The sequence below is a fragment of the Herbaspirillum lusitanum genome, assembly GCF_026127345.1.
GTDB lineage: Bacteria > Pseudomonadota > Gammaproteobacteria > Burkholderiales > Burkholderiaceae_D > Herbaspirillum > Herbaspirillum lusitanum.
In genome coordinates this window covers 575,357-595,662 of sequence record NZ_QXFG01000008.1, presented here as the reverse complement: position 1 = coordinate 595,662, position 20,306 = coordinate 575,357, and the positions used below count along the sequence as shown (strand labels likewise).

18 protein-coding genes are annotated in these 20,306 nt (G+C 61.0%); 9 read left to right on the top strand and 9 right to left on the bottom strand.

The window, feature by feature from the left end; all coding sequences use genetic code 11:
- Positions 1-143: 143 nt before the first annotated feature.
- The 3 genes from DXT88_RS11185 to DXT88_RS11175 are packed head-to-tail and all read right to left on the bottom strand — an operon-like array spanning position 144 to position 1,370.
- A complete protein-coding gene (locus DXT88_RS11185) occupies positions 144-569 on the bottom strand; it encodes a GNAT family N-acetyltransferase (RefSeq protein ID WP_265213411.1) in 426 nt (141 codons plus the stop codon).
- A gap of 48 nt (positions 570-617) precedes the next feature.
- Entirely contained in the window at positions 618-1,055 is a 438-nt protein-coding gene (locus DXT88_RS11180; RefSeq protein WP_016835476.1) for a PaaI family thioesterase, read from the bottom strand.
- A gap of 12 nt (positions 1,056-1,067) precedes the next feature.
- On the bottom strand, positions 1,068-1,370 hold the full coding sequence (locus DXT88_RS11175) for a Dabb family protein (RefSeq protein ID WP_265213408.1): 303 nt from the start codon (positions 1,368-1,370) through the stop codon (positions 1,068-1,070).
- Positions 1,371-1,522: 152 nt separating this feature from the next.
- On the opposite strand from DXT88_RS11175, the gene DXT88_RS11170 reads away from it, so the two are divergent.
- The gene (locus DXT88_RS11170; protein ID WP_016835474.1) at positions 1,523-2,140 is read left to right on the top strand and encodes a 3'-5' exonuclease; all 618 of its coding nucleotides are present in this window, start codon (positions 1,523-1,525) and stop codon (positions 2,138-2,140) included.
- Positions 2,141-2,323: 183 nt separating this feature from the next.
- Positions 2,324-3,985 carry an MFS transporter gene (locus tag DXT88_RS11165; protein ID WP_265213405.1) on the top strand — a complete coding sequence of 554 codons (1,662 nt, stop codon included), beginning with the start codon at positions 2,324-2,326 and terminating at the stop codon, positions 3,983-3,985.
- A 90-nt stretch (positions 3,986-4,075) separates the two neighbouring features.
- On the opposite strand, the gene DXT88_RS11160 is transcribed toward DXT88_RS11165, so the two are convergent.
- Positions 4,076-4,981 carry a LysR family transcriptional regulator gene (locus DXT88_RS11160; protein WP_016835472.1) on the bottom strand — a complete coding sequence of 302 codons (906 nt, stop codon included), beginning with the start codon at positions 4,979-4,981 and terminating at the stop codon, positions 4,076-4,078.
- A 181-nt stretch (positions 4,982-5,162) separates the two neighbouring features.
- Here DXT88_RS11160 and DXT88_RS11155 point away from each other — a divergent pair, with 181 nt between their 5' ends.
- From DXT88_RS11155 to DXT88_RS11125, 7 genes are all read left to right on the top strand, one after another.
- Complete coding sequence (locus DXT88_RS11155; RefSeq protein WP_265213402.1) at positions 5,163-6,479, top strand: CitMHS family transporter; 1,317 nt, start codon at positions 5,163-5,165, stop codon at positions 6,477-6,479.
- Positions 6,480-6,516: 37 nt separating this feature from the next.
- Entirely contained in the window at positions 6,517-7,857 is a 1,341-nt protein-coding gene (locus DXT88_RS11150; protein WP_265213400.1) for an acyclic terpene utilization AtuA family protein, read from the top strand.
- A gap of 1 nt (position 7,858) precedes the next feature.
- On the top strand, positions 7,859-8,170 hold the full coding sequence (locus DXT88_RS11145) for an AtuA-related protein (RefSeq protein WP_016835469.1): 312 nt from the start codon (positions 7,859-7,861) through the stop codon (positions 8,168-8,170).
- Positions 8,171-8,348: 178 nt separating this feature from the next.
- Positions 8,349-9,560 carry a formate-dependent phosphoribosylglycinamide formyltransferase gene (gene purT, locus DXT88_RS11140; protein WP_265213398.1) on the top strand — a complete coding sequence of 404 codons (1,212 nt, stop codon included), beginning with the start codon at positions 8,349-8,351 and terminating at the stop codon, positions 9,558-9,560.
- 147 nt (positions 9,561-9,707) lie between these two features.
- Complete coding sequence (gene nadB / locus DXT88_RS11135) at positions 9,708-11,309, top strand: L-aspartate oxidase (protein WP_265213396.1); 1,602 nt, start codon at positions 9,708-9,710, stop codon at positions 11,307-11,309.
- A 100-nt stretch (positions 11,310-11,409) separates the two neighbouring features.
- On the top strand, positions 11,410-11,688 hold the full coding sequence (locus DXT88_RS11130; protein WP_016835467.1) for a putative quinol monooxygenase: 279 nt from the start codon (positions 11,410-11,412) through the stop codon (positions 11,686-11,688).
- A 116-nt stretch (positions 11,689-11,804) separates the two neighbouring features.
- A complete protein-coding gene (locus tag DXT88_RS11125; RefSeq protein ID WP_407649311.1) occupies positions 11,805-14,081 on the top strand; it encodes a patatin-like phospholipase family protein in 2,277 nt (758 codons plus the stop codon).
- Between the two features lie 6 nt (positions 14,082-14,087).
- Here DXT88_RS11125 and DXT88_RS11120 read toward each other — a convergent pair whose 3' ends face one another.
- The 5 genes from DXT88_RS11120 to DXT88_RS11100 all read right to left on the bottom strand — a co-directional run bounded on the left by DXT88_RS11120 (position 14,088) and on the right by DXT88_RS11100 (position 20,089).
- Positions 14,088-14,897 (bottom strand): alpha/beta hydrolase, encoded by an 810-nt coding sequence (locus DXT88_RS11120; RefSeq protein WP_265213394.1) that lies wholly within the window; start codon positions 14,895-14,897, stop codon positions 14,088-14,090.
- Entirely contained in the window at positions 14,894-16,189 is a 1,296-nt protein-coding gene (locus DXT88_RS11115; protein ID WP_040503678.1) for an MASE1 domain-containing protein, read from the bottom strand. The genes DXT88_RS11120 and DXT88_RS11115 overlap by 4 nt, the downstream gene beginning before the upstream one ends.
- 229 nt (positions 16,190-16,418) lie before the next feature.
- The gene (nadC, locus tag DXT88_RS11110) at positions 16,419-17,306 is read right to left on the bottom strand and encodes a carboxylating nicotinate-nucleotide diphosphorylase (protein WP_016835463.1); all 888 of its coding nucleotides are present in this window, start codon (positions 17,304-17,306) and stop codon (positions 16,419-16,421) included.
- Positions 17,303-18,442 (bottom strand): quinolinate synthase NadA, encoded by a 1,140-nt coding sequence (gene nadA / locus DXT88_RS11105; RefSeq protein ID WP_265213391.1) that lies wholly within the window; start codon positions 18,440-18,442, stop codon positions 17,303-17,305. The genes nadC and nadA overlap by 4 nt, the downstream gene beginning before the upstream one ends.
- Positions 18,443-18,490: 48 nt before the next feature.
- Positions 18,491-20,089 (bottom strand): ABC-F family ATPase, encoded by a 1,599-nt coding sequence (locus tag DXT88_RS11100; RefSeq protein WP_265213389.1) that lies wholly within the window; start codon positions 20,087-20,089, stop codon positions 18,491-18,493.
- Positions 20,090-20,306 lie beyond the last annotated feature (217 nt).

Below are 20,306 nucleotides of genomic sequence, written 5' to 3'. Positions count from 1 at the left end.
ACCACAACAAAACACAATTCATTTCCCCATGACAACACCACGCTGCCATCCGCATGGGACAGCAGGCGCGTACCGAAAAAAACAAAAATTGGGGAATGCGGGCAAGGACGAGAACCGCCCTCACCCCGGGCTTGACAGCGGGATCAGCCCAACGCAGCGCGCATGTGGATGTGCGGGATACCGGCTTCCATGAACTCGGCGCCCTCCCGGGTGAAACCGTGGCTGCCGTAGAAGGAAGCTGCATGCGTTTGTGCATTCAACGCCACCTCACTGTCGCCGCGTGCGCGCGCCGCCGCCATCAGCGCCTGCAGCACGCTGCCGCCGATGCCTTTGCCGCGGCCGCTCTTGCGCACCGCCATGCGACCGATATGACCGTCCGGCAGCAGGCGACCGGTCGCCACCGGCACGCCGGCGGCATCATAGGCTACGGCATGTACGCATACCGCATCCATCTCGTCCATTTCCAGTTCGGCCGGCACGTTTTGTTCGATGACGAAGACTTCATTACGAATCACTGCGGCGTCCTCGCGCAGCACGTCCCAGGCGGCAATCTTGATGTTGTAGCTCATGTTCGGAATCTCTGTTGTTCTGGTGATGTCGGTGAGGTCAATGACGGATTACGACTCGTCCGTCAGCTTCTTGGCGATGTCGAGGCGCTTGATCGCCTTGAAGGTGCCCATGGCCTTGGCGACCAGCTTGTCGCCGTTCCACAGCTCGGCTTCACAAAAACACATGGTGGTCGAGCGATGGTAGGCGACGCCCTTGGCGACGATGGTTTCGCCGGCCTTGCCCGCCGGCAGCAGGAAGCTGGTGCTCATGTCGACCGTGGCGGACGACTTGGCGTCGGGAATCGCGGTGCGCGCCGCCAGTCCCATTGCGACGTCCATCAGCGTCATCGAAATGCCGCCCTGTGCGACCAGCCAGCTGTTCATGAATTCGGGGCGCAGCAGCAATGCCATGGAGGCCTTGCCGTCGCCGTATTCCAGGACCTCGACGCCCAGGCTCTCCAGATAGGGATTGCCGTTGGTGAAAACTTCAGAGAGTGAATGAGTCATGTCCGCGCGTGTTCAGGCCAGATAGTCCATGCATTGACGCGCCTCGCGGATCGCGCCGATGAAAGGCTTGATGGCGACGTGGTCGGGATGATCCTGATAGGCGTCGAGCGCCGCCTGCGATTCGAACTCGGAATACAGCACCACGTCGTAAGTCGCTTCCAGCCCCGGTTGCGCCAGCGCCGCTTCGAACTTCAGGATGCCTGGCACCAGGTTCTTGCAACCGTCCAGCAGCTCCTTCATCTTGCGCGCATTGGTCGCCTTGTCGCCGCCTTCGGCCTGGTCTTTCAGTTTCCACATGACGATGTGTTTCAGCATGGCGAGTCTCCCGGCAAAATAAGCAAAGCCGTAATGATAAGCGAAGGCCGTCCGGGATGCTCTGGACGCGTGCTTCTCCTGGATGATTTTCAGAGCGAAACCTCGCGCCGTATTAAAATTCGTCCTTCGTCATCTTTTGAATTGCCGTTGCCGTGATCAACCAACCTGTCGTCATGCTGGACTTCGAAACCACCGGCCTGAGTCCTGCGCAAGGCGCCCGCATCACCGAAGTCGCTGCGCTGCGCATTGTCGACGGCCGCGTGGTCGAGCGTTTCGTCTCGCTGATCAACTGTGGCGCCGAAGTGCCTTACGAAATCACCGTACTGACCGGCATCACCCAGGACATGGTCGATTCCGCTCCGCCGGTGGAACGCGTATTGCCGGAATTGTTGCGTTTCATCGGCAGCGACGCTCTTGCAGCGCACAACGCCAGTTTCGACGCCAAATTCCTCGCCGCCGAAGCCGAACGCCTTGATCTGCAGGCCGGTTATTCCGAGCTGGTCTGCTCACTGCTGCTGTCGCGCCGGCTGCTGCCGGGCCTGTCCAGCTATCGTTTGTCGAGCCTGGCCGACAGCCTCGGCATCCGCTTCAGCGGCCATGCCCACAGAGCGGAAGCCGATGCCGAAGTCTCCGCCGAGTTGCTGCTGCACTTGAGCGAGCGCCTGCGCGGCCACCACAAATGCACACGCGTCGACCCCACCTTGCTGGCGGCAATCAACCGCCTGCCTGCCGCCAAAGTGCCGGTTTTCCTGCAACAGCAAGCGGCCTGATCGTCATCGCCGTCTACGCTGCAATGCGGAAAATTCCCTGTAAGCTTATGTAAGTTTCAAGCAAGTCCTGCGTAAGGTTCGCGTCGCACACTCCATCCGTGCACAAATGGCGCCTGCGCAGTTTGGGTCGTCCCGGTCGCCCGTTTGTACATCCAATTACATCAATAAATCTAGGAGACAAGCATGGCGACAGCTTCCACTGCGCACACCATTACTCCCGAAGAGCGCAAAGTCATTTTCGCGTCTTCGCTGGGTACTGTTTTCGAATGGTACGACTTCTATCTGTACGGCTCGCTGGCAGCGATCATCGCCAAGCAGTTCTTCGCCGGCACGGATCCAAACACCGCTTTCATTTTCGCGCTGCTGGCATTTGCCGCAGGCTTCATCGTGCGTCCGTTCGGCGCGCTGGTGTTCGGCCGCCTGGGCGACCTGGTCGGACGTAAATACACCTTCCTGGTGACCATCCTGATCATGGGTGCGTCAACCTTCATCGTCGGCATCCTGCCGAATTACAACTCCATCGGCATTGCCGCTCCGATCATCCTGATCATCCTGCGCATCCTGCAGGGCCTGGCGCTGGGTGGTGAATACGGCGGCGCAGCGACCTACGTCGCCGAGCACGCGCCGGAAGGCAAACGCGGTTCGTTCACGGCATGGATTCAAACGACAGCGACGCTGGGCTTGTTCCTGTCGCTGCTGGTGATCCTGGGCGTACGCACCGCCGTCGGCGAAGCCGCATTCGCCGACTGGGGATGGCGCATTCCGTTCCTGGTCTCGATCATCCTGCTGGGCATTTCCGTCTGGATCCGCCTGTCGATGAATGAGTCGCCGGCCTTCCTGAAGATGAAATCCGAAGGCAAGCTGTCGAAGGCGCCGCTGACCGAAGCATTCGGCAAATGGAAGAACCTGAAGCTGGTCATCCTGGCGCTGATCGGCATGACTGCGGGTCAAGCCGTGGTCTGGTATGCAGGTCAGTTCTACTCGCTGTTCTTCCTGACGCAAACGCTGAAGGTCGACGGTCCGCTGGCCAACATCCTGATCGCGCTGGCGCTGCTGCTGGCAACACCGTTCTTCCTGGTGTTCGGTTCGCTGTCCGACAAGATCGGCCGCAAACCTATCATCCTGGGCGGCTGCCTGATCGCTGCAGTGACCTACTTCCCGATCTTCCAGGGCCTGACTCACTACGCCAACCCGGCGCTGGAAGCAGCCCTGAAAAAAGCGCCTGTGATCGTCACCGCCGATCCTGCAACTTGCCAATTCCAGTTCAACCCGACCGGCACCAAGAAATTCACTTCGTCTTGCGATATCGCCAAGGCCAAGCTGTCCGCCGCTTCGGTGAACTACGAAAACGTGGCTGGCGCCCCGGGCTCCGTCGCCACCATCAAGATCGGCGAGAAGATCCTCACTTCGTATGATGCCGCAGGCCTGTCCAAGGAAGATGCTTCAGCGAAGGACAAGGCGTTCTCCAAGGAACTGGCTGACGATATCAAGGCTGCCGGTTACCCGACCAAGGCTGATCCTGATCAGATGAACAAGCCGATGGTCCTGCTGCTGCTCTTCATCCTGGTGCTCTACGTGACCATGGTCTACGGTCCGGTTGCCGCCGCGCTGGTGGAAATGTTCCCGACCCGCATCCGCTACACCTCGATGTCCATGCCTTACCACATCGGTAACGGCTGGTTCGGCGGCCTGCTGCCGACCACGGCCTTCGCGCTGGTGGCGTACAAGGGCGACATCTATTACGGTCTGTGGTATCCGATCGTGATCGCGCTGGCGACATTTGTCATCGGTCTGCTCTTCGTCAAGGAATCCAAGGACAACAACATCAACGCCGAAGAGTACTAAAAGCATCAAGAGGGGGAAGCCGGACGGCTCCCTCGCTTGCAAGGAGTCTGCAGAATCTGCAAATACAAGTGAGAGAGTACGTCGAGCCGGTCAGGGTGCAAATCCTGACCGGCTTTTTTCTTGTATCAGCTCCAGCAAACCTTGCGCCGCAATCGACAGGCTGCGTTCCTTGGCCTTGACGATCAGCAGCGGCCGCACCAGATCGGGTGCATTCAACGGTATCGCCACCAGGTTCGGATGACGGAACTGGAACAGCGTCAGCTCCGGCACCAGGCTCACGCCCAGCCCGCTTTCGATCAGGCCGGCGACCGTCGCCAGATGCTCCACCTCCAATCCCGTATTGACCACCCCGACCGGCTGCAGCAGCGCGTCGAGATGCTGGCGCACGCTGGTGGAGCGCGCCAGGTGGATCAGTTCGCAGCCGGCCAGTTGCGGCACCTGGATGACGCGCTTCTTCGCCAGCTTATGGTCGCGCCGGCAGACCAGGTAAAACGGATCCTCGCACAACGGTTGCGTGTCGAACTCCATCAGGTTCGGCCCCGGCGCGGTCAGTGCAATATCAGCCTTGCCTTGGCGCAGATAGTTCAGGCAATGATCTGAAAGCGCATCGAACAGCTCCACCGTTACGCCCGGATACTGCGCGCGATATGCAGCCAGCACCGGTGGCAGCCATCCAGCCGCCAGCGACGGCAAGGCGGCGATGGAGACCTTTCCCTTGCGGCGAGCAACGTAGTCGCTCATGTTGGAAAACGCCGCCTCGATATCGGTCATCAGCTGGCGCGCCACTTCGACGAACAACTCGCCTTCCGCTGTCAGCGTCACGTTGCGGGTGTCGCGCACAAACAACTTCGCACCGGCAGCGGCTTCCAGCTTCTGGATCATCACGCTAAACGCCGATTGCGACACATGGCAGCGTTCAGCAGCGTGGCCGAAGTGGCGGCAGTCGTTAAGTGCGAGAAAGCCCTGCAACAGCCGGGTCGAGATATTTGCTTGCATATTGATTCATTCACAAAACCGATTAATCAATCGAAAAAATGAACTTTACAACAAAATTGCCCGGCACCTACACTCGCCCCACATTGCACTGCGTCTGGAACAGACGTATCCAGACGGATCAACAAGAATCCACGGAAACCGGCTACCGGTAATTCCGTCAACAAAAATACCGGAGACACGCATGCTTGCCCTGCTCGGTTTTATCACGATCATTGTTTTACTCACCGCCATCCTGACAAAAAAAATGTCACCGCTGGCGGCCCTCATTGCCATTCCATTTGCCGCCGCGCTGATCGGCGGCTTCGGCCTCGGCGTCGGGAAATTCATGGTCGATGGGATCAAGAGCATTGCTCCGATTGTCGGCATGTTCGTCTTCGCCATTCTGTTCTTCGGCATCCTCAAGGACGCTGGCATGCTCGATCCAATCATCAACAAAGTCCTCAAGGTTGTCGGCATGCGGCCGTCGCGCATCGTGCTTGGCTCCGCTGTTCTGGCGGCAGTAGTGCATCTCGACGGTTCCGGTGCCGTGACATTCCTGGTGACGATTCCGGCGCTGCTGCCGTTGTACGAACGGCTACAGATGGACAAGCGCATCTTGGCCTGCGTAGTCGCCATGGCAGCTGGCGTAGCCAATGCCTTGCCGTGGGGTGGCCCGACCTTGCGCGCAGCCGCCGCGCTGCACATTCCGGTGGCCGATCTATACCTGCCGCTGGTGCCGGTACAAATTTGCGGGATGCTTTTTGTCTTCACTTGCGCCTGGCTGCTCGGCAAAAAAGAGGAACGTCGCCTCGGCCTTACCAGTGAAAACGCCGCCATAAAGTACCAGGGCATCAGTCATCATCAACAGGAACTAAGCGAAGATCAGCAGGAGCTGCGTCGTCCCGGCCGCTTTCTGATCAACGTCGCTCTGGTGCTTGTCGTGCTAGGGACGATGATCACCGGCAAAGTCGATCCGGTTGTGTGCTTCATGATCGGCACGGTACTAGCCCTTTTCATCAACTATCCAGATATGGCGCAGCAACGCGCCCGCATCGATGCACATGCGAAAGCAGCTCTCATGATGGCCAGCATCCTGCTGGCGGCCGGTGTGTTCACCGGCATCATGAAAGGCACGGGTATGCTGACCGCGATGGCCAAGTTTGTCGCTGGCAGCATCCCTGTAGATATGGCACACCATCTGCCGGCCGCGTTGGCGGTAATTTCCATGCCCTTAAGCCTGCTGTTCGACCCCGACTCGTTCTACTTCGGCGTGCTGCCCGTATTGGCCGAAGCAACCAGCGCCCTCGGCGTGCCATCGGTGCAAATGGCGCAAGCGTCTCTATTGGGACAAATGACCACGGGCTTTCCGGTCAGTCCGTTGACGCCGGCGACCTTCCTGCTGATCGGGCTGGTCGGCATTGAACTCGGCGACCATCAAAAATTCACCATCCCCTTCCTGTTCGCCACCACCATCTTCATGACCATCGTGGCGATTATGCTGGGCTTATTTCCACTCTGACCGCTCAGATACCTGACACGTGATACCTCCAGCATCCATGAAAACCATCCGCATCGGCGCCGGCGCCGGTTACTCCGGCGATCGCATTGAACCGGCAGTCGAGCTCGCAGAAAAAGGCGATCTCGATTACCTGATCTTCGAATGTCTGGCCGAGCGCACCATCGCCATTGGTCAGCAGGCACGCCGCGCCGATCCGCAAAAAGGTTACGATCCTCTGCTGGCTGACCGCATGCACGCAGTGTTGAAATTATGCGCCGACAAGGGTATCAAAATCATTACCAATATGGGGGCCGCCAATCCGCTCGCAGGTGCCGCCAGGATCCGTGAAATCGCGCTGCAGCTCGGACTATCCCACCTGAAAATTGCTTCCATCTGCGGCGATGACGTATTGGAGATTCTGCAACAAGGCGACTACCGCGTCGAAGACAACGGGCTCCCGGTCAAGTCGCTCGGCGACAAACTGATATCCGCCAACGCCTATCTCGGTGCGCAGCCGATTGTTGACGCGCTGAAAGCCGGTGCCGATGTCGTCATTACCGGTCGCATCGCCGATCCGGCACTGGCACTGGGACCGCTTATCCATGAATTCGGCTGGGCGATGGACGACTGGCAACGACTCGGCCAAGGCACCGTGGTCGGCCATCTGCTCGAATGTGCGGGTCAGATCACCGGCGGCTACTTTGCCGATCCCGGCGTGAAAGATGTCAAGGATCTGGCGCGTCTCGGCTTTCCTATTGGCGAAGTCAGCGAAGACGGCAGCGTCGTCATCACCAAAGTCGCCGGCTCGGGCGGACAAGTCACTGCGGCCACCTGCAAGGAACAGCTGCTGTACGAAATCCACAATCCTGCGGCGTACTTCACGCCCGACGTGATCGCTGACTTCTCCCAAGTGACGATCACCGAAGTTGGCCCCGACCGCGTCGCCATCAGCGGCGGCAACGGCCGCGCCCGTCCCGCCACGCTCAAGACCACGCTCGGCTACATTGACAGCTACGTCGGCGAAGGCCAGATCTCCTATGCCGGTCCCGGAGCGCAAGCACGCGGCCAGCTGGCGCTGGACATCGTCAGGGAGCGCCTCGCCCTCACCGGCGTACAGACCGACGAAGTGCGCTACGACCTCATCGGCGTCAATGCCATCCATGGCGCGCAACTCTCTGCCGCCGCCAACGAACCCTACGAAGTGCGCGCCCGCGTCGCCGGCAGAACCGCCAGCCTGCGCGAAGCCGTACGCATCGGCAACGAAGTCGAAACGCTTTACACCTGCGGCCCGGCCGGCGGCGGCGGCGCCACCAAATCGGCGCGCGAAGTCATTGCCGTATTATCGATGCTGCTGCCGCGCGAACTGGTCGCGCCGGCCATCCATTTCGAGGAGAACTGAGATGCTGCTGCGAGACATCGCGCATTCGCGCGCCGGCGACAAGGGCGACATATCCAACATCTCCGTCATCGCCTACGACCTCAAGGACTACGCCCTGCTGGAAAAACACCTGACCACGGAACGCGTCAAGGCGCATTTCGCCGGTGTGGTGCAAGGCGACGTGGTTCGCTACGAGCTGCCACACCTTGGCGCACTCAACTTCGTCATGCAGCACGCGCTGGGCGGCGGCGTGACGCGCTCACTGGCGCTGGATGCGCATGGAAAGAGTCTGAGTGGGGCAATGCTATCCATCACCTTGCCCGAACGGAAATAAGGAGCAGCTGAGGCGTTTTTAAGGATTGCTTGCACTTATCCGCCTTTCTTCAAGCATTCTCTCAAGAGCTTTCCGATTTGCTAACGGCGGCGCAACTTTGGCTGTCCAAAACCGCCAGGATTTGGTATCGTCGCGCGATTCCCCGACTTTCCCATCCTTTCCTTTCCGCATTTATCCAATGAAGACACCCGTTCGCCTCGGCACCCCGCTGTCCCCTTCCGCCACCAAAGTCATGCTGCTCGGTTCCGGCGAGCTTGGCAAAGAAGTGATCATTGCCCTGCAACGCCTGGGCGTGGAAGTGATTGCAGTGGATCGTTACGCCGATGCGCCGGGCCATCAGGTCGCGCATCGCTCGCATGTCATCAACATGACCGACGGCGCCGCGCTGGCTGCGCTGATCGCCAAGGAGCAACCTGACCTGGTAGTGCCTGAAATCGAAGCCATCGCCACCGAAACCCTGGTCGAACTGGAAAAAGCCGGCAAGGCGCATGTCATCCCGACCGCCCGCGCCGCCTGGCTGACCATGAACCGCGAAGGCATCCGCCGCTTGGCCGGTGAAACGCTGAGTCTGGCGACCTCGCCTTACCGCTTTGCCGACAGCCTCGAAGAACTGAAGGCCGCTACCGAACAAATCGGATTCCCCTGCGTGATCAAGCCGGTCATGTCGTCTTCCGGCAAGGGGCAGTCGAAGATCGACAGCGCCGCCGAAGTTGAAGCCGCGTGGAACTACGCCGCTGCCGGCGGCCGCGTCGACTCCGGTCGCGTGATCGTCGAAGGCTTCATCGATTTCGATTACGAAATCACGCTGCTGACCGTGCGTTCGCTCAACGAAAACGGCGACACCATCACCAGCTTCTGCGAACCGATCGGCCACGTGCAGGTCAAGGGCGATTACGTCGAATCCTGGCAGCCGCATCCGATGCATCCGGCCGCGCTGGACAAGGCGCGCGACATCGCCCGCAAAGTCACCGAAAACCTCGGCGGCCTGGGCCTGTTCGGCGTCGAGCTGTTCGTCAAGGGCGAGATGGTCTGGTTCTCCGAAGTCAGCCCGCGTCCGCACGACACCGGCATGGTCACCATGGTCACCCAGATCCAGAGCGAGTTCGAACTGCACGCCAAGGCCATCCTCGGCCTGCCGGTCAATGTCGCGCTGCGCACGCCGGGCGCCTCCGCTGTGATCTATGGCCAGCATGACGCCAAGGCCATCGCCTTCGAAGGCGTGGCCGACGCGCTGCGCATCCCGGGCGCCGACATCCGCCTGTTCGGCAAGCCGGAATCCTTCGAGCGCCGTCGCATGGGCGTGGCGCTGGCCGCCGCCGATAACGTCGGCGACGCCCGCATCCGCGCCAAGCAAGCCGCCGCCAAGGTCAAGCCGGTCAAGACTTCCTGATCATCATCTGCATTACCGCATCGCTGCCCCCGCGCGCAGCGATGCATTTCCCGAATTTCCAATTCCTTCTCGCCCTCTCCGCGGACCGGACCTCGCACGATTGCCGGATATAATCGTGCCTTCCTTTCAACATTTTCCTCAGCCATCATGAAATTCGATGTCGCCATCATCGGCAGCGGACTTGCCGGTTTGTCCGTCGCCCTGCATCTTGCCGAAAAGAAAAACGTGGTCGTGGTCTCCAAGGGCGAATTGCTCGACGGCGCCAGCAACTGGGCGCAAGGCGGCATCGCCGCGGTGCTCGATTCGGGCGATAGCCATGACCAGCACATCGACGACACGCTGATCGCCGGCGCCGGCTTGTGCGACGAGGCGTCGACGCGCTTCATCGTCGAGCATGGCCGCCAAGCGATCGAATGGCTGATCGAACAGGGCGTGCCCTTTACGCGCGACGCCAGCGCCGAACTCGGCTATCACCTCACCCGCGAAGGCGGCCACAGCCAGCGCCGCATTATCCATGCCGCAGATGCCACCGGCCACGCCGTCCAGGTCACGCTGGAACAACGCGTACGCGCCCATCCCAACATCACGCTGCTGGAGCATCACTGCGCCATCGACGTCATCACCACCAAGAAGCTCGATCCTGCTGCAGAAGGCACGCCGCGCTGCGTCGGCGTCTACGTGCAGGACATCAAACAGGGCAAGGTCGTCACCATCGCGGCCGACCATACCGTGCTGGCCACCGGCGGCGCCGGCAAGGTCTACCTGTACACGTCGAACCCGGACTCCGCCACCGGCGACGGCATCGCCATGGCCTCGCGCGCCGGTTGCCGCGTCGCCAACATGGAGTTCATCCAGTTTCATCCGACCTGCCTGTACCACCCTTACGCCAAGTCTTTCCTGATCAGCGAAGCCCTGCGCGGCGAAGGCGCGCTGCTCAAGCTGCCGGCAGCTGCCGGCGCCGCCGCCGGTACCCGCTTCATGCCGGAACACGATGATCGTGCCGAACTGGCGCCGCGCGATATCGTGGCGCGCAGCATCGATTTTGAAATGAAGAAACGCGGCCTCGATCATGTCGACCTCGACATCAGCCACCAGCCGCCCGAATTCATCAAGGAACATTTCCCGACCATCCAGGCGCGCTGCCTGGAGTTCGGCATCGATATCACCAAGCAACCGATCCCGGTCGTGCCTGCAGCGCACTACACCTGCGGCGGCGTAGTGACCGACATGTCCGGCCGCACCGACCTGCCCGGCCTGTACGCCGTCGGCGAGACCGCCTATACCGGCCTGCATGGCGCCAACCGCCTGGCCAGCAATTCGCTGCTGGAATGCCTGGTGCTGGGCCGCGCCGCCGCGCAGTTCATCGAACAGCAAGCCGCGGCGCCCGTGATCGCCTTGCCGGCCTGGGACGAAAGCCGCGTCACCAACGCAGACGAAGAAGTCGTGATCTCGCACAACTGGGACGAGCTGCGCCGCTTCATGTGGAACTACGTCAGCATCGTGCGCACCAACAAACGCCTCGAACGGGCGCAGCACCGCATCCGTCTGCTGCGCGAAGAAATCGACGAGTACTACGCCAATTTCCGCATCACGCGCGATCTGCTGGAACTGCGCAACCTGGTCGAAGTCGCCTCGCTGATCGTCAACAGCGCGTTGGCACGGAAAGAAAGCCGCGGCCTGCATTACAGCCTCGACTATCCGGACACGCTGGCGGAAGCCGTGCCGACGGTGCTGACGCAGCAAAAATGACGTAGGAACAATCGCTCGGCAATTCGGTTCATAATGGCCGCAGGAACAGCAACGACCAGCTCGCCACGTCATTGAATGCAGCCTGCCCAAGGAGGAGACGATGAGCATTACGCGTATCAATACATTCCGTGCGCTCGACGACCAGGTCGACGCGCTGAAGAAGTTCCTGACTGCCCTGTTGCCGGCCATCCGCGCGTCATCCGGTTGCCAGTCCTGTCAATTGCTGCAGGACCAGACCATCCCGGCACGCATGGTCATCATCGAAGTCTGGGACAGCATCGACGCTCATCACCAATCGCTGCAACACGTGCCGCACGAAAGCATCGAGGAAGTGAAAACCATGCTGGCGTCACCACCGGTCGGCGGTTACTACCAATAAAGGCTCATCACGCGTCTTCGGAAAATGAAGGCACTCTGAACGTGTTGCGTTGCCTGTTTGGTCCGGCCCGATTTACTATTGGGCCATCGTCAATCTTAGCCTCCCCTCCCGACATCGTGACACGTCCCGCCGACCTTCTTCCCCTTCGCTTGCTCTGCCTGCTGGCGGGGGTTGCATTCCTTGCTACTACCCCATCTTCATCGGCAACAGACGCATCCTCCGCAACCGCAGCCAAGCCGCGTCCGCGCATCGGCCTGGTCCTGTCCGGCGGCGGCGCGCGCGGCTATGCGCATCTGGGCGTACTGCAATATCTGGAGAAGCTGCACGTGCCGGTCGACTATATCGCCGCCACCAGCATGGGCGCGCTGGTCGGGGGCCTGTACGCCACCGGGATTTCGGCCGAAAACCTGGAACAGCGTCTGTCGCAGACCAACCTCAGCGACATCGCCTTCGACCGCAACGAACGCGCCAAGCTGCCGCAATCGCAACGTGAAGACGACTTCCAGTATCCGATCTCGATCGCCGCCGGTTACGACGACGGCAAGCTCAAGCTCGCCCCCGGCCTGGTGCAGGGAAACAACCTGCTGACCTTGCTGCAGAACTGGACGGCGCAGTTGCCGGCCAACATTTCCTTTGACCAGTTGCCGATTCCGTTTCGCGCTGTCGCCACCGATCTCGGCAAAGGCACCGAAGTCATCCTGGAGCGAGGCTCGTTGCCACGCGCCATGCGCGCCAGCATGGCGGTACCGGGGCTGTTTGCGCCGTATCCGATCGACGGCCGCACCCTGGTCGACGGCGGCCTGGTCAGCAACCTGCCGGTGCAGGAAGCGCGCGACATGGGCGCCGACGTCATCATCGCGGTCAACATCGCCACGCCCCTGCAGGATCCCGCCAATCTGCAATCCCCCACCGCCGTCGCGCAGCAGATGGTGGGCATCCTGATCCAGCAGAACGTCAAGGCGCAGAAGGCCTTGCTCGGCAAGAACGACGTGCTGATCGAACCGGAGTTGAGCGGCATGTCCTTCACCGATTTTGCACGCGGCAAGGAGGGCGTCAACGCCGGCTGGAACGCAGCACAGACACAGAGCGCCCGGCTCACCGAACTGTCGCTGCCGCCATCCGAGTGGCAAACCTATCTGGCGGCGCGCCGGACCGGTGTGGTTCTGGCGCACGACACCCGCGTCGATGCCATCGAAATCAAGACCACCGGACGAATCCCCGCAGCGTATGTGCGCAGCCGGCTCAGTGTGAAGGAAGGCGACGTCTATGACGCCGACAAGATCAACCAGCAGTTGTCGCAACTGGCGACCAATGGCGACTTCAATGCGCTGACGCAGGAGATCGTCGAAAAAGACGGCCGCAATGTGCTGCTGATCGACGCCGAAGAAAAATCCTGGGGACCGCAGTACCTGCTGTTCGGCCTCGGCCTGTCCAATAATTTCAACGGTCGCGGCGGCGTCAATCTGCAGATCGGCCATCGCTATCCATGGATCGACCAGAGCGGCCTCGAATGGCGCAACGACCTGGTGCTCGGCAACAACCGCGCCAGCCTGCACAGCGAACTGCGTCAGCCGGTCTTCGGCACCAGCGGCATTTACCTGTCGCCGTATGTCGACCTGAGCCGCCGCTATGTCGACATCTACCTCGACGGCAGCGACGCCAAAGCATCGCCGGCAACGCAATACCGCATCGACACCTACACTGCCGGCGTCGACCTCGGCATGCCGCTGGCGCGGCTGGGCGAAGTGCGGCTGGGTGTCAATTACCAGCACAACAAATACACGCCGTCCTACAACCTGTCGGATCCTGCGTTCGGTTCACTCTATGACGCCGCGCAAAGCAACCAGCCGGTGGCGCGCGCACGATTGACCATCGACCAGCTCGACGATCCGCTATTCCCGCGCAAGGGCTATTACCTGTTCGCCGAAGCGCATCGCGGTTTCGGCAAGCAAGAAGATCGCTACAGCGACGCCCAGTTCAAGAGCCTGTGGGCCTTCAGCCATGACCGCAATACCGTTAACGTGGCGCTGGAAGCAGCCAGCAACCTGTCTTCCAACAGCGCGGGACCGGGCTTTTTCCTGGGTGGATTCCAGCGTCTGTCGGCATACGCGGCCGACCAGTTCTACGGCAATTATCTGCTCTACAGCAGGCTGACCTACTTGCGCGACCTCAATGACTTCGCCGTACCGGGCTTGCGCAATCCGGTGCTCGGCACCAGCCTCGAAGCCGGCAATGTGTGGCAGTCGCGCAGCGCCATGGGCGACGGTCCGTATCGAAAGAGCGTCAGCCTGTTCCTCGGCGGCAGCAGTCCGGTCGGACCGCTGTACTTTGGCGCCGCGTTGGGCGATCAGGGCGTGTGGAACGTCTATCTGCAGCTTGGACGCGTGTTCTGATATGCCTCAGGCAGCCGCGCCGCGCTGCCGGCGTATCCGCTCCGGCATCGGTGGAAAGCCGAAAAATTCCAGCACGCTGTTGGCGACCTGGTCGCGGTCATTGTCGACGCAGATCATGTGATAGCTGTTCTCCAGCACCACGGTGCGGGCATCTGCAATGCGCGCCTGCAGGAATTCCGCCGAGCGTAAACTGGTGAGCTCATCTTCCCGCGCATGCACGATCAGCGTCGGCGCCTTGATGTTCTTCGCGCCGGCAGCGGCCCAGCCGCGCAGACGGTCAACCTGGCGGATGCAGGCCATCGGCACCCACGAATAGTGGAAATTGTCGCCGCGCTCGAACTTGGCCTTGACCACGGCGCGCACCAACGTGTTCTTGATGCCGTAAGGCTCGCCCTCTTCCACCTTCATGCGCGAGGCGACACCCGGAATCAGATAGAACAGCCGGCGCAAATTGGCATACCACGGCGTTGACCAGCCGTCGATGTAGATCGGCGGCGCCAGCGTGACCAGCTTGCCCTGCTTTGCCGTATGCCCGACGCGCTCGCACAAGGCCAGCGCCAGCAATGCTCCCATGCACATGCCCATGACATGCAACTGCTCGTACTGCGGCTGCAATTCGCGATATTGCGCAATGAGCAAGTCGATCCATTGCTCGGCGCGGATCGGGATGAGATCTTCCGGCCTGGTTCCATGTCCGGGCAAGGTCACGGCATGCGTATCGGCGCCCGCTTTTTGCAGGATCTTGTGCATGGCGCCCAAATCGTATTGCGTACCGCCCAAGCCGTGAATCATGATGACGCCGACGCGGGCTGTCATTTTTCGCTCCGGCCCTGCGCGAGATCTGCGCCGTCGAAATGCCACGTGCCGGCGACCATGACGAGACTGCCGTCGGGATCGCGCAAACTGCGGCTCATGTCAATTGCGCCGATGATTTTTCCGTCGGCCAGCAGCAAGCGGAACGGCATGTCTTCGCGGGCGTCGTCGCTGCCGCCGCTCTCTTCTTCCAGCCAACGCTGACGCAGGCGATGCTGATCCAGCGGATGCACCAGCTTCAATGCATGGTCCAGCGTCGCGAGCTTGTCCGGTGAAAGACCGAGCAAACTTTGCACGTCGCCGCTCCAGGCGATGGTCTTTTTCCCCGGATCGATGCTGTACACCAGTTGGCGACTCACCGTCAGCGCCAGCTCGACGTTACTCTTCCAGCGCGCGACATCTTCATGCAGTTGCTCGCGCGTGGTCTTCAATGCGCTGATCAGCAGCGACAGCAACGACGCCACCGCCAGATAGATCTGCAACTCCAGCAAGGCATTGCTGGAATTCAGCCGGACCAGCTCGACGAACGGTCCGCGTCCCAGCGAGTTGTAGATAAACGCCATCAAGGACAATACCGCGACCGACAAGGCGCCGCCGCGACCGCCCCACAGCAAGGCGACCAGCGCGATGAAAAACAGCGGCAGATACGTCGTTGAAAAATCGATATCGAAAATGATACGGTCAAGGTCGCTGTCGAATGCAAGGTAACCGGTCGCAATGACGGCAATGAAGCAAGCCAGCCCCAGCAGGAATTCGGTACGCGCGATCCCGCCCGAGCGCGTCGCCCGGAACTGCGACCAGCTCGCCAGCACCGGCGTCATGATCAGGATGCCGACCAGGTCCGACAACGCCCAGACGCGCAAGGTCGGCCAGAATGACGTGCCTTGCGTTGCCGCGAACCAGGCCGCGCCGAACAGGCCGCTGACGACGCTGGCGCCGACGCCGACCATCAGCAGGCCACGGACGAAATACAAGCCTTCCATCGGGAAAGGCGCGCGCCGGACCAGCCACACCGCCACTGCGGCGACGCCGATTTCATCCAGGCAAAACAAGGCCATGCGCCAGAGTTCGCGATGCTCCAGCCAGCCCAGAAGAATCTGTGCAGCGAACAACAGCACCAGTAATGGAAACCAGCGCACGGTCGGCGTCAGCAACAAGGCGCTAACGGTGATGCCGGCCGGCAGCCAGATATAGCCGGTGGCGACGAAAGAGCCGTTCAACGCATGCGAGACGAAACCGAACACGAAGTACAGAGCGGCCCATAGCAGCGGTGCAGCGAGATTGTTTGATTTCACGATGGATTCCCCGAAGATGGCGTGCCGGCGCGGGCGTACGTGCAGTATCAGTATGTGCAGCCGTCCAATTGCCTTACCTGACGCCCGATGCAATGGCGCATTCTATCAGCGCCCGCAGCAAGCGCAGCTGCAAAACGACACAACCCGCCTGCCGTGAAGGCATGCGGGTTGTGTCGAAAGGCTATGTCGAAAGAAGGAGGAAAACCGGCTCAGCCGACCTCAGCCAACCTCAGCCGATGATCCGCAGCGAGTAGTCGATCGCCTGCAGATCCTTGGTCAGGCTACCCACCGAAATGCGGTCCACGCCGGTCTCGGCGATGGCGCGTACGGTTTCCATGTTGATGCCGCCGGACGCTTCCAGCACGGCGCGGCGCGCGTTGATCATGACGCCTTCGCGCATCATGTCGAGCGAGAAGTTGTCGAGCAGGATCGAGGTGGCGCCTGCCGCCAGCGCTTCGCCAAGCTCATCGATGCTTTCGACTTCGACCTGGATGCTGACGCCGGCGTTGAGCTTGATCGCCGCCGTCACGGCAGCGGTGATGCCGCCGGCTGCGGCGATGTGGTTTTCCTTGATCAGGATGCCGTCGTACAGCGCCAGGCGCTGGTTCATGCCGCCGCCGACGCGCACGGCGTACTTCTGCGCCAGGCGCAGGCCCGGCAAGGTCTTGCGGGTGTCGAGGATGCGCGCGCGGGTATCGCGAATCAGATCGACGTAGCGATGCGTGGCGGTCGCCACGCCGGACAGCAATTGCAGGAAATTCAATGCGCCGCGTTCCGCAGTCAGCAAGGCGCGCGCCGGGCCTTCGATGCGGCAGACTTCGGCATCGGCCGGCATCAGGTCGCCCTCGCCGAACTTCCAGTCAACGCGCAGGCGCGGATCGAGCCGCGCCATGACGGCTTCAAACCAGGGCGCGCCGCACAGCACGGCTTGTTCGCGCACGATGACGCGGGCCTTGACGTGTTCGTTCTCCGGCACCAGCTTGCCGGTGTGGTCGCCGTTGCCGACATCTTCGGCAATCGCCAGGTTGACGTTGGCGTCGAATGCCGCCGACAAGGCCGGATCGAAAGGTGCAAACGGATTGCGCAGATTGCTGGTGCTGCTGACGGTGAGACTCATGCTGGGCCGATTCCTGCAAACAGTGTTTGTTCGTTTTCCAATGCGCCGGTCGGGCGCACATTGGCTTTTTTCTGCGCCGCGAAATCCAGCATGCGGTCGATGCAGACCACGGCTTTCCTGCCGATGGCAGGATCGACGTGGATTTCGTTGCTGCCGGTTTCCAGCACATGCAGCAGGTTCTGCAAACCGTTCATGGCCATCCACGGGCAATGCGCGCAGCTCTTGCAGGTGGCGGAATTGCCGGCGGTCGGCGCATCGATGAAGACCTTGCCGGGCGCGGCGGCGCGCATCTTGTGCAGGATGCCGTTGTCGGTGGCGACGATGAATTCCTTCGCGTCCGATGATTGCACCGCGGCGATCAGTTGCGAAGTCGAGCCGATCACGTCGGCTTGCGCCACCACGCCTTCGGGCGACTCCGGATGCACCAGGATCAGGGCCTTGGGATATTCCTTGCGCAGCAGTTCCAGTTCGACGCCCTTGAACTCGTCGTGTACCAGGCAGGAACCCTGCCAGAGCAGCATGTCGGCGCCGGTCTGCTTCTGGATGTAGCCGCCCAGGTGCTTGTCGGGCGCCCATAGGATTTTTTTGCCTTGCGCATGCAGGTGCTTGACGATATCCAGGCCGATCGACGAGGTCACCATCCAGTCGGCGCGCGCCTTGACGGCGGCGCTGGTGTTGGCGTACACGACCACGGTGCGGTCCGGATGGGCATCGCAGAAGGCGTTGAACTCATCGGTCGGGCAACCGAGGTCGAGCGAACAGGTGGCATCCAGATCAGGCATCAGGATGCGCTTTTCCGGGCTCAGTATCTTGGCGGTTTCGCCCATGAAGCGCACGCCGGCGACCACCAGCGTCTGCGCGGCATGGTCGCGGCCGAAGCGCGCCATTTCGAGCGAATCGGAGACGCAGCCGCCGGTTTCTTCGGCGAGGTCTTGCAGGTCGCCGTCGACATAATAATGCGCGACGAGCACTGCCTGTTTTTCCATCAGCAACTGTCTGATGCGCGCCTTCAACGCCTGGCGCTCATCGGCCGTCGGCGTGGCCGGGACCTTGGCCCACGCGTTGGCTGTGCAGCTGCTGCCTGTCTCCATCTGCGGTCGTTCAAATTCGACGACCTTCATTGCGGTTGCTTGCATGGCTTGGACGATAAAAAGGCGATCGAAAAATCGATCGCCTGAAAAAAGTTATTCGATGCCCTGGCTGGACAGATAATCTTCGTAGCTGCCGCGGAAGTCGATGATCTCGTTTTCCTTCACTTCCAGAATGCGCGTCGCCAGCGACGAAACGAACTCACGGTCGTGCGACACGAAGATCAGTGTGCCGGCATATTTTTCAAGTGCGATATTGAGCGATTCGATCGACTCCATATCCATGTGGTTGGTCGGCTCATCCATCAGCAGGATGTTATGGCGGCCCAGCATCAGTTTGCCGTACATCATGCGGCCCTTTTCACCGCCGGACAGCACCTGGACCGACTTCTTGACGTCGTCGCCGGAGAACAGCAGGCGACCGAGGATCGAGCGTACCGCCTGGTCGTCGTCGCCTTCCTGGGTCCATTGGCCCATCCAGTCGGTCAGGATTTCACCCTTGGCGAATTCTTCGGTCGGATCCTGCGGCATGTAGCCGACGTTGGCGTTTTCCGCCCACTTGACCAGACCGCTGTCCGGTTGCAGGCCGGCGACGTCGCCGCCGATACAGCGCAGCAAGGTGGTCTTGCCGACGCCGTTGGCGCCGATGATGGCGATCTTTTCGCCGGCTTCCACCATGATGCTGAAGTTCTTGAAGATCGGACGGTCATAGGTCTTGCTGATGCCTTGCGTTTCCACCGCCAGGCGATGCAGCTTCTTCTCGCCGTCGAAACGCACGAACGGATTGGCGCGGCTGGACGGCTTGATGTCTTCGACCTTGATCTTGTCGATCTGCTTGGCGCGCGATGTGGCCTGGCGCGCCTTGGATTTGTTGGCCGAGAAGCGGCGCACGAAATCCTGTAACTCCGCGACCTTTTCCTTGGCCTTGGCATTGACCGACAGTTGCTGCGCACGCGCTTGCGAGGACGCCAGCATGTATTCGTCGTAGTTGCCCGGATAGACCTTCAGCGTGCCGTAGTCCATGTCGGCCATGTGCGTACAGACCTGGTTCAGGAAGTGGCGATCATGGGAAATGATGATCATGGTGGAGTTGCGCTCGTTGAGCATGTCTTCCAGCCAGCGGATGGTGTTGATGTCGAGGTTGTTGGTCGGTTCGTCGAGCAGCAGGATGTCCGGATTCGAGAACAGCGCCTGCGCCAGCAAGACGCGCAGCTTCCAGCCCGGCGCGACGTTGCTCATCGGGCCCTGGTGCTGTTCGATCGCCACGCCTACGCCCAGCAGCAGCTCGCCGGCGCGCGCTTCGGCGGTGTAGCCGTCGTACTCGGCAAACTTGGCTTCCAGGTCGGCCGCCTTCATGTAGTCGTCGTCGGTGGCTTCCGGATTGGCGTAAATCGCATCGCGCTCGGCCATCGCCGCCCACATTTCGGTATGGCCCATCATGACCACGTCCAGTACGCGCATCTCTTCGTACGCGAACTGGTCCTGACGCAATTTGCCGAGACGCTCGTTGGTGTCCAGGCTGACGTTGCCGGCCGACGGCTCGAGATCGCCGCCGAGGATTTTCATGAACGTCGACTTGCCGCAGCCGTTGGCGCCGATCAGACCGTAGCGGTTGCCGTCGCCGAATTTGACCGAAATGTTTTCAAACAGCGGCTTGGGGCCGAACTGCATCGTGATGTTTGCCGTGGATAACACTGAAAAAAGCCCTTACGTATTTAGATATTGCCTGAGGAGTTGCCCCGGCAAGTTGCCGGAAACCAAGCCAACCCGCCAAGTCAGGTGTAAACGCGTGATTTTACCATTGCAGGCCGAGTCCGGCGTGACTGCGCCCCGAAGCGGAGGTAATTCGGGGGCAAACGCTTTGAATTATTTGCCCGGCAACGGTTCCAACCGCTTTGCCCGATGACAGGAA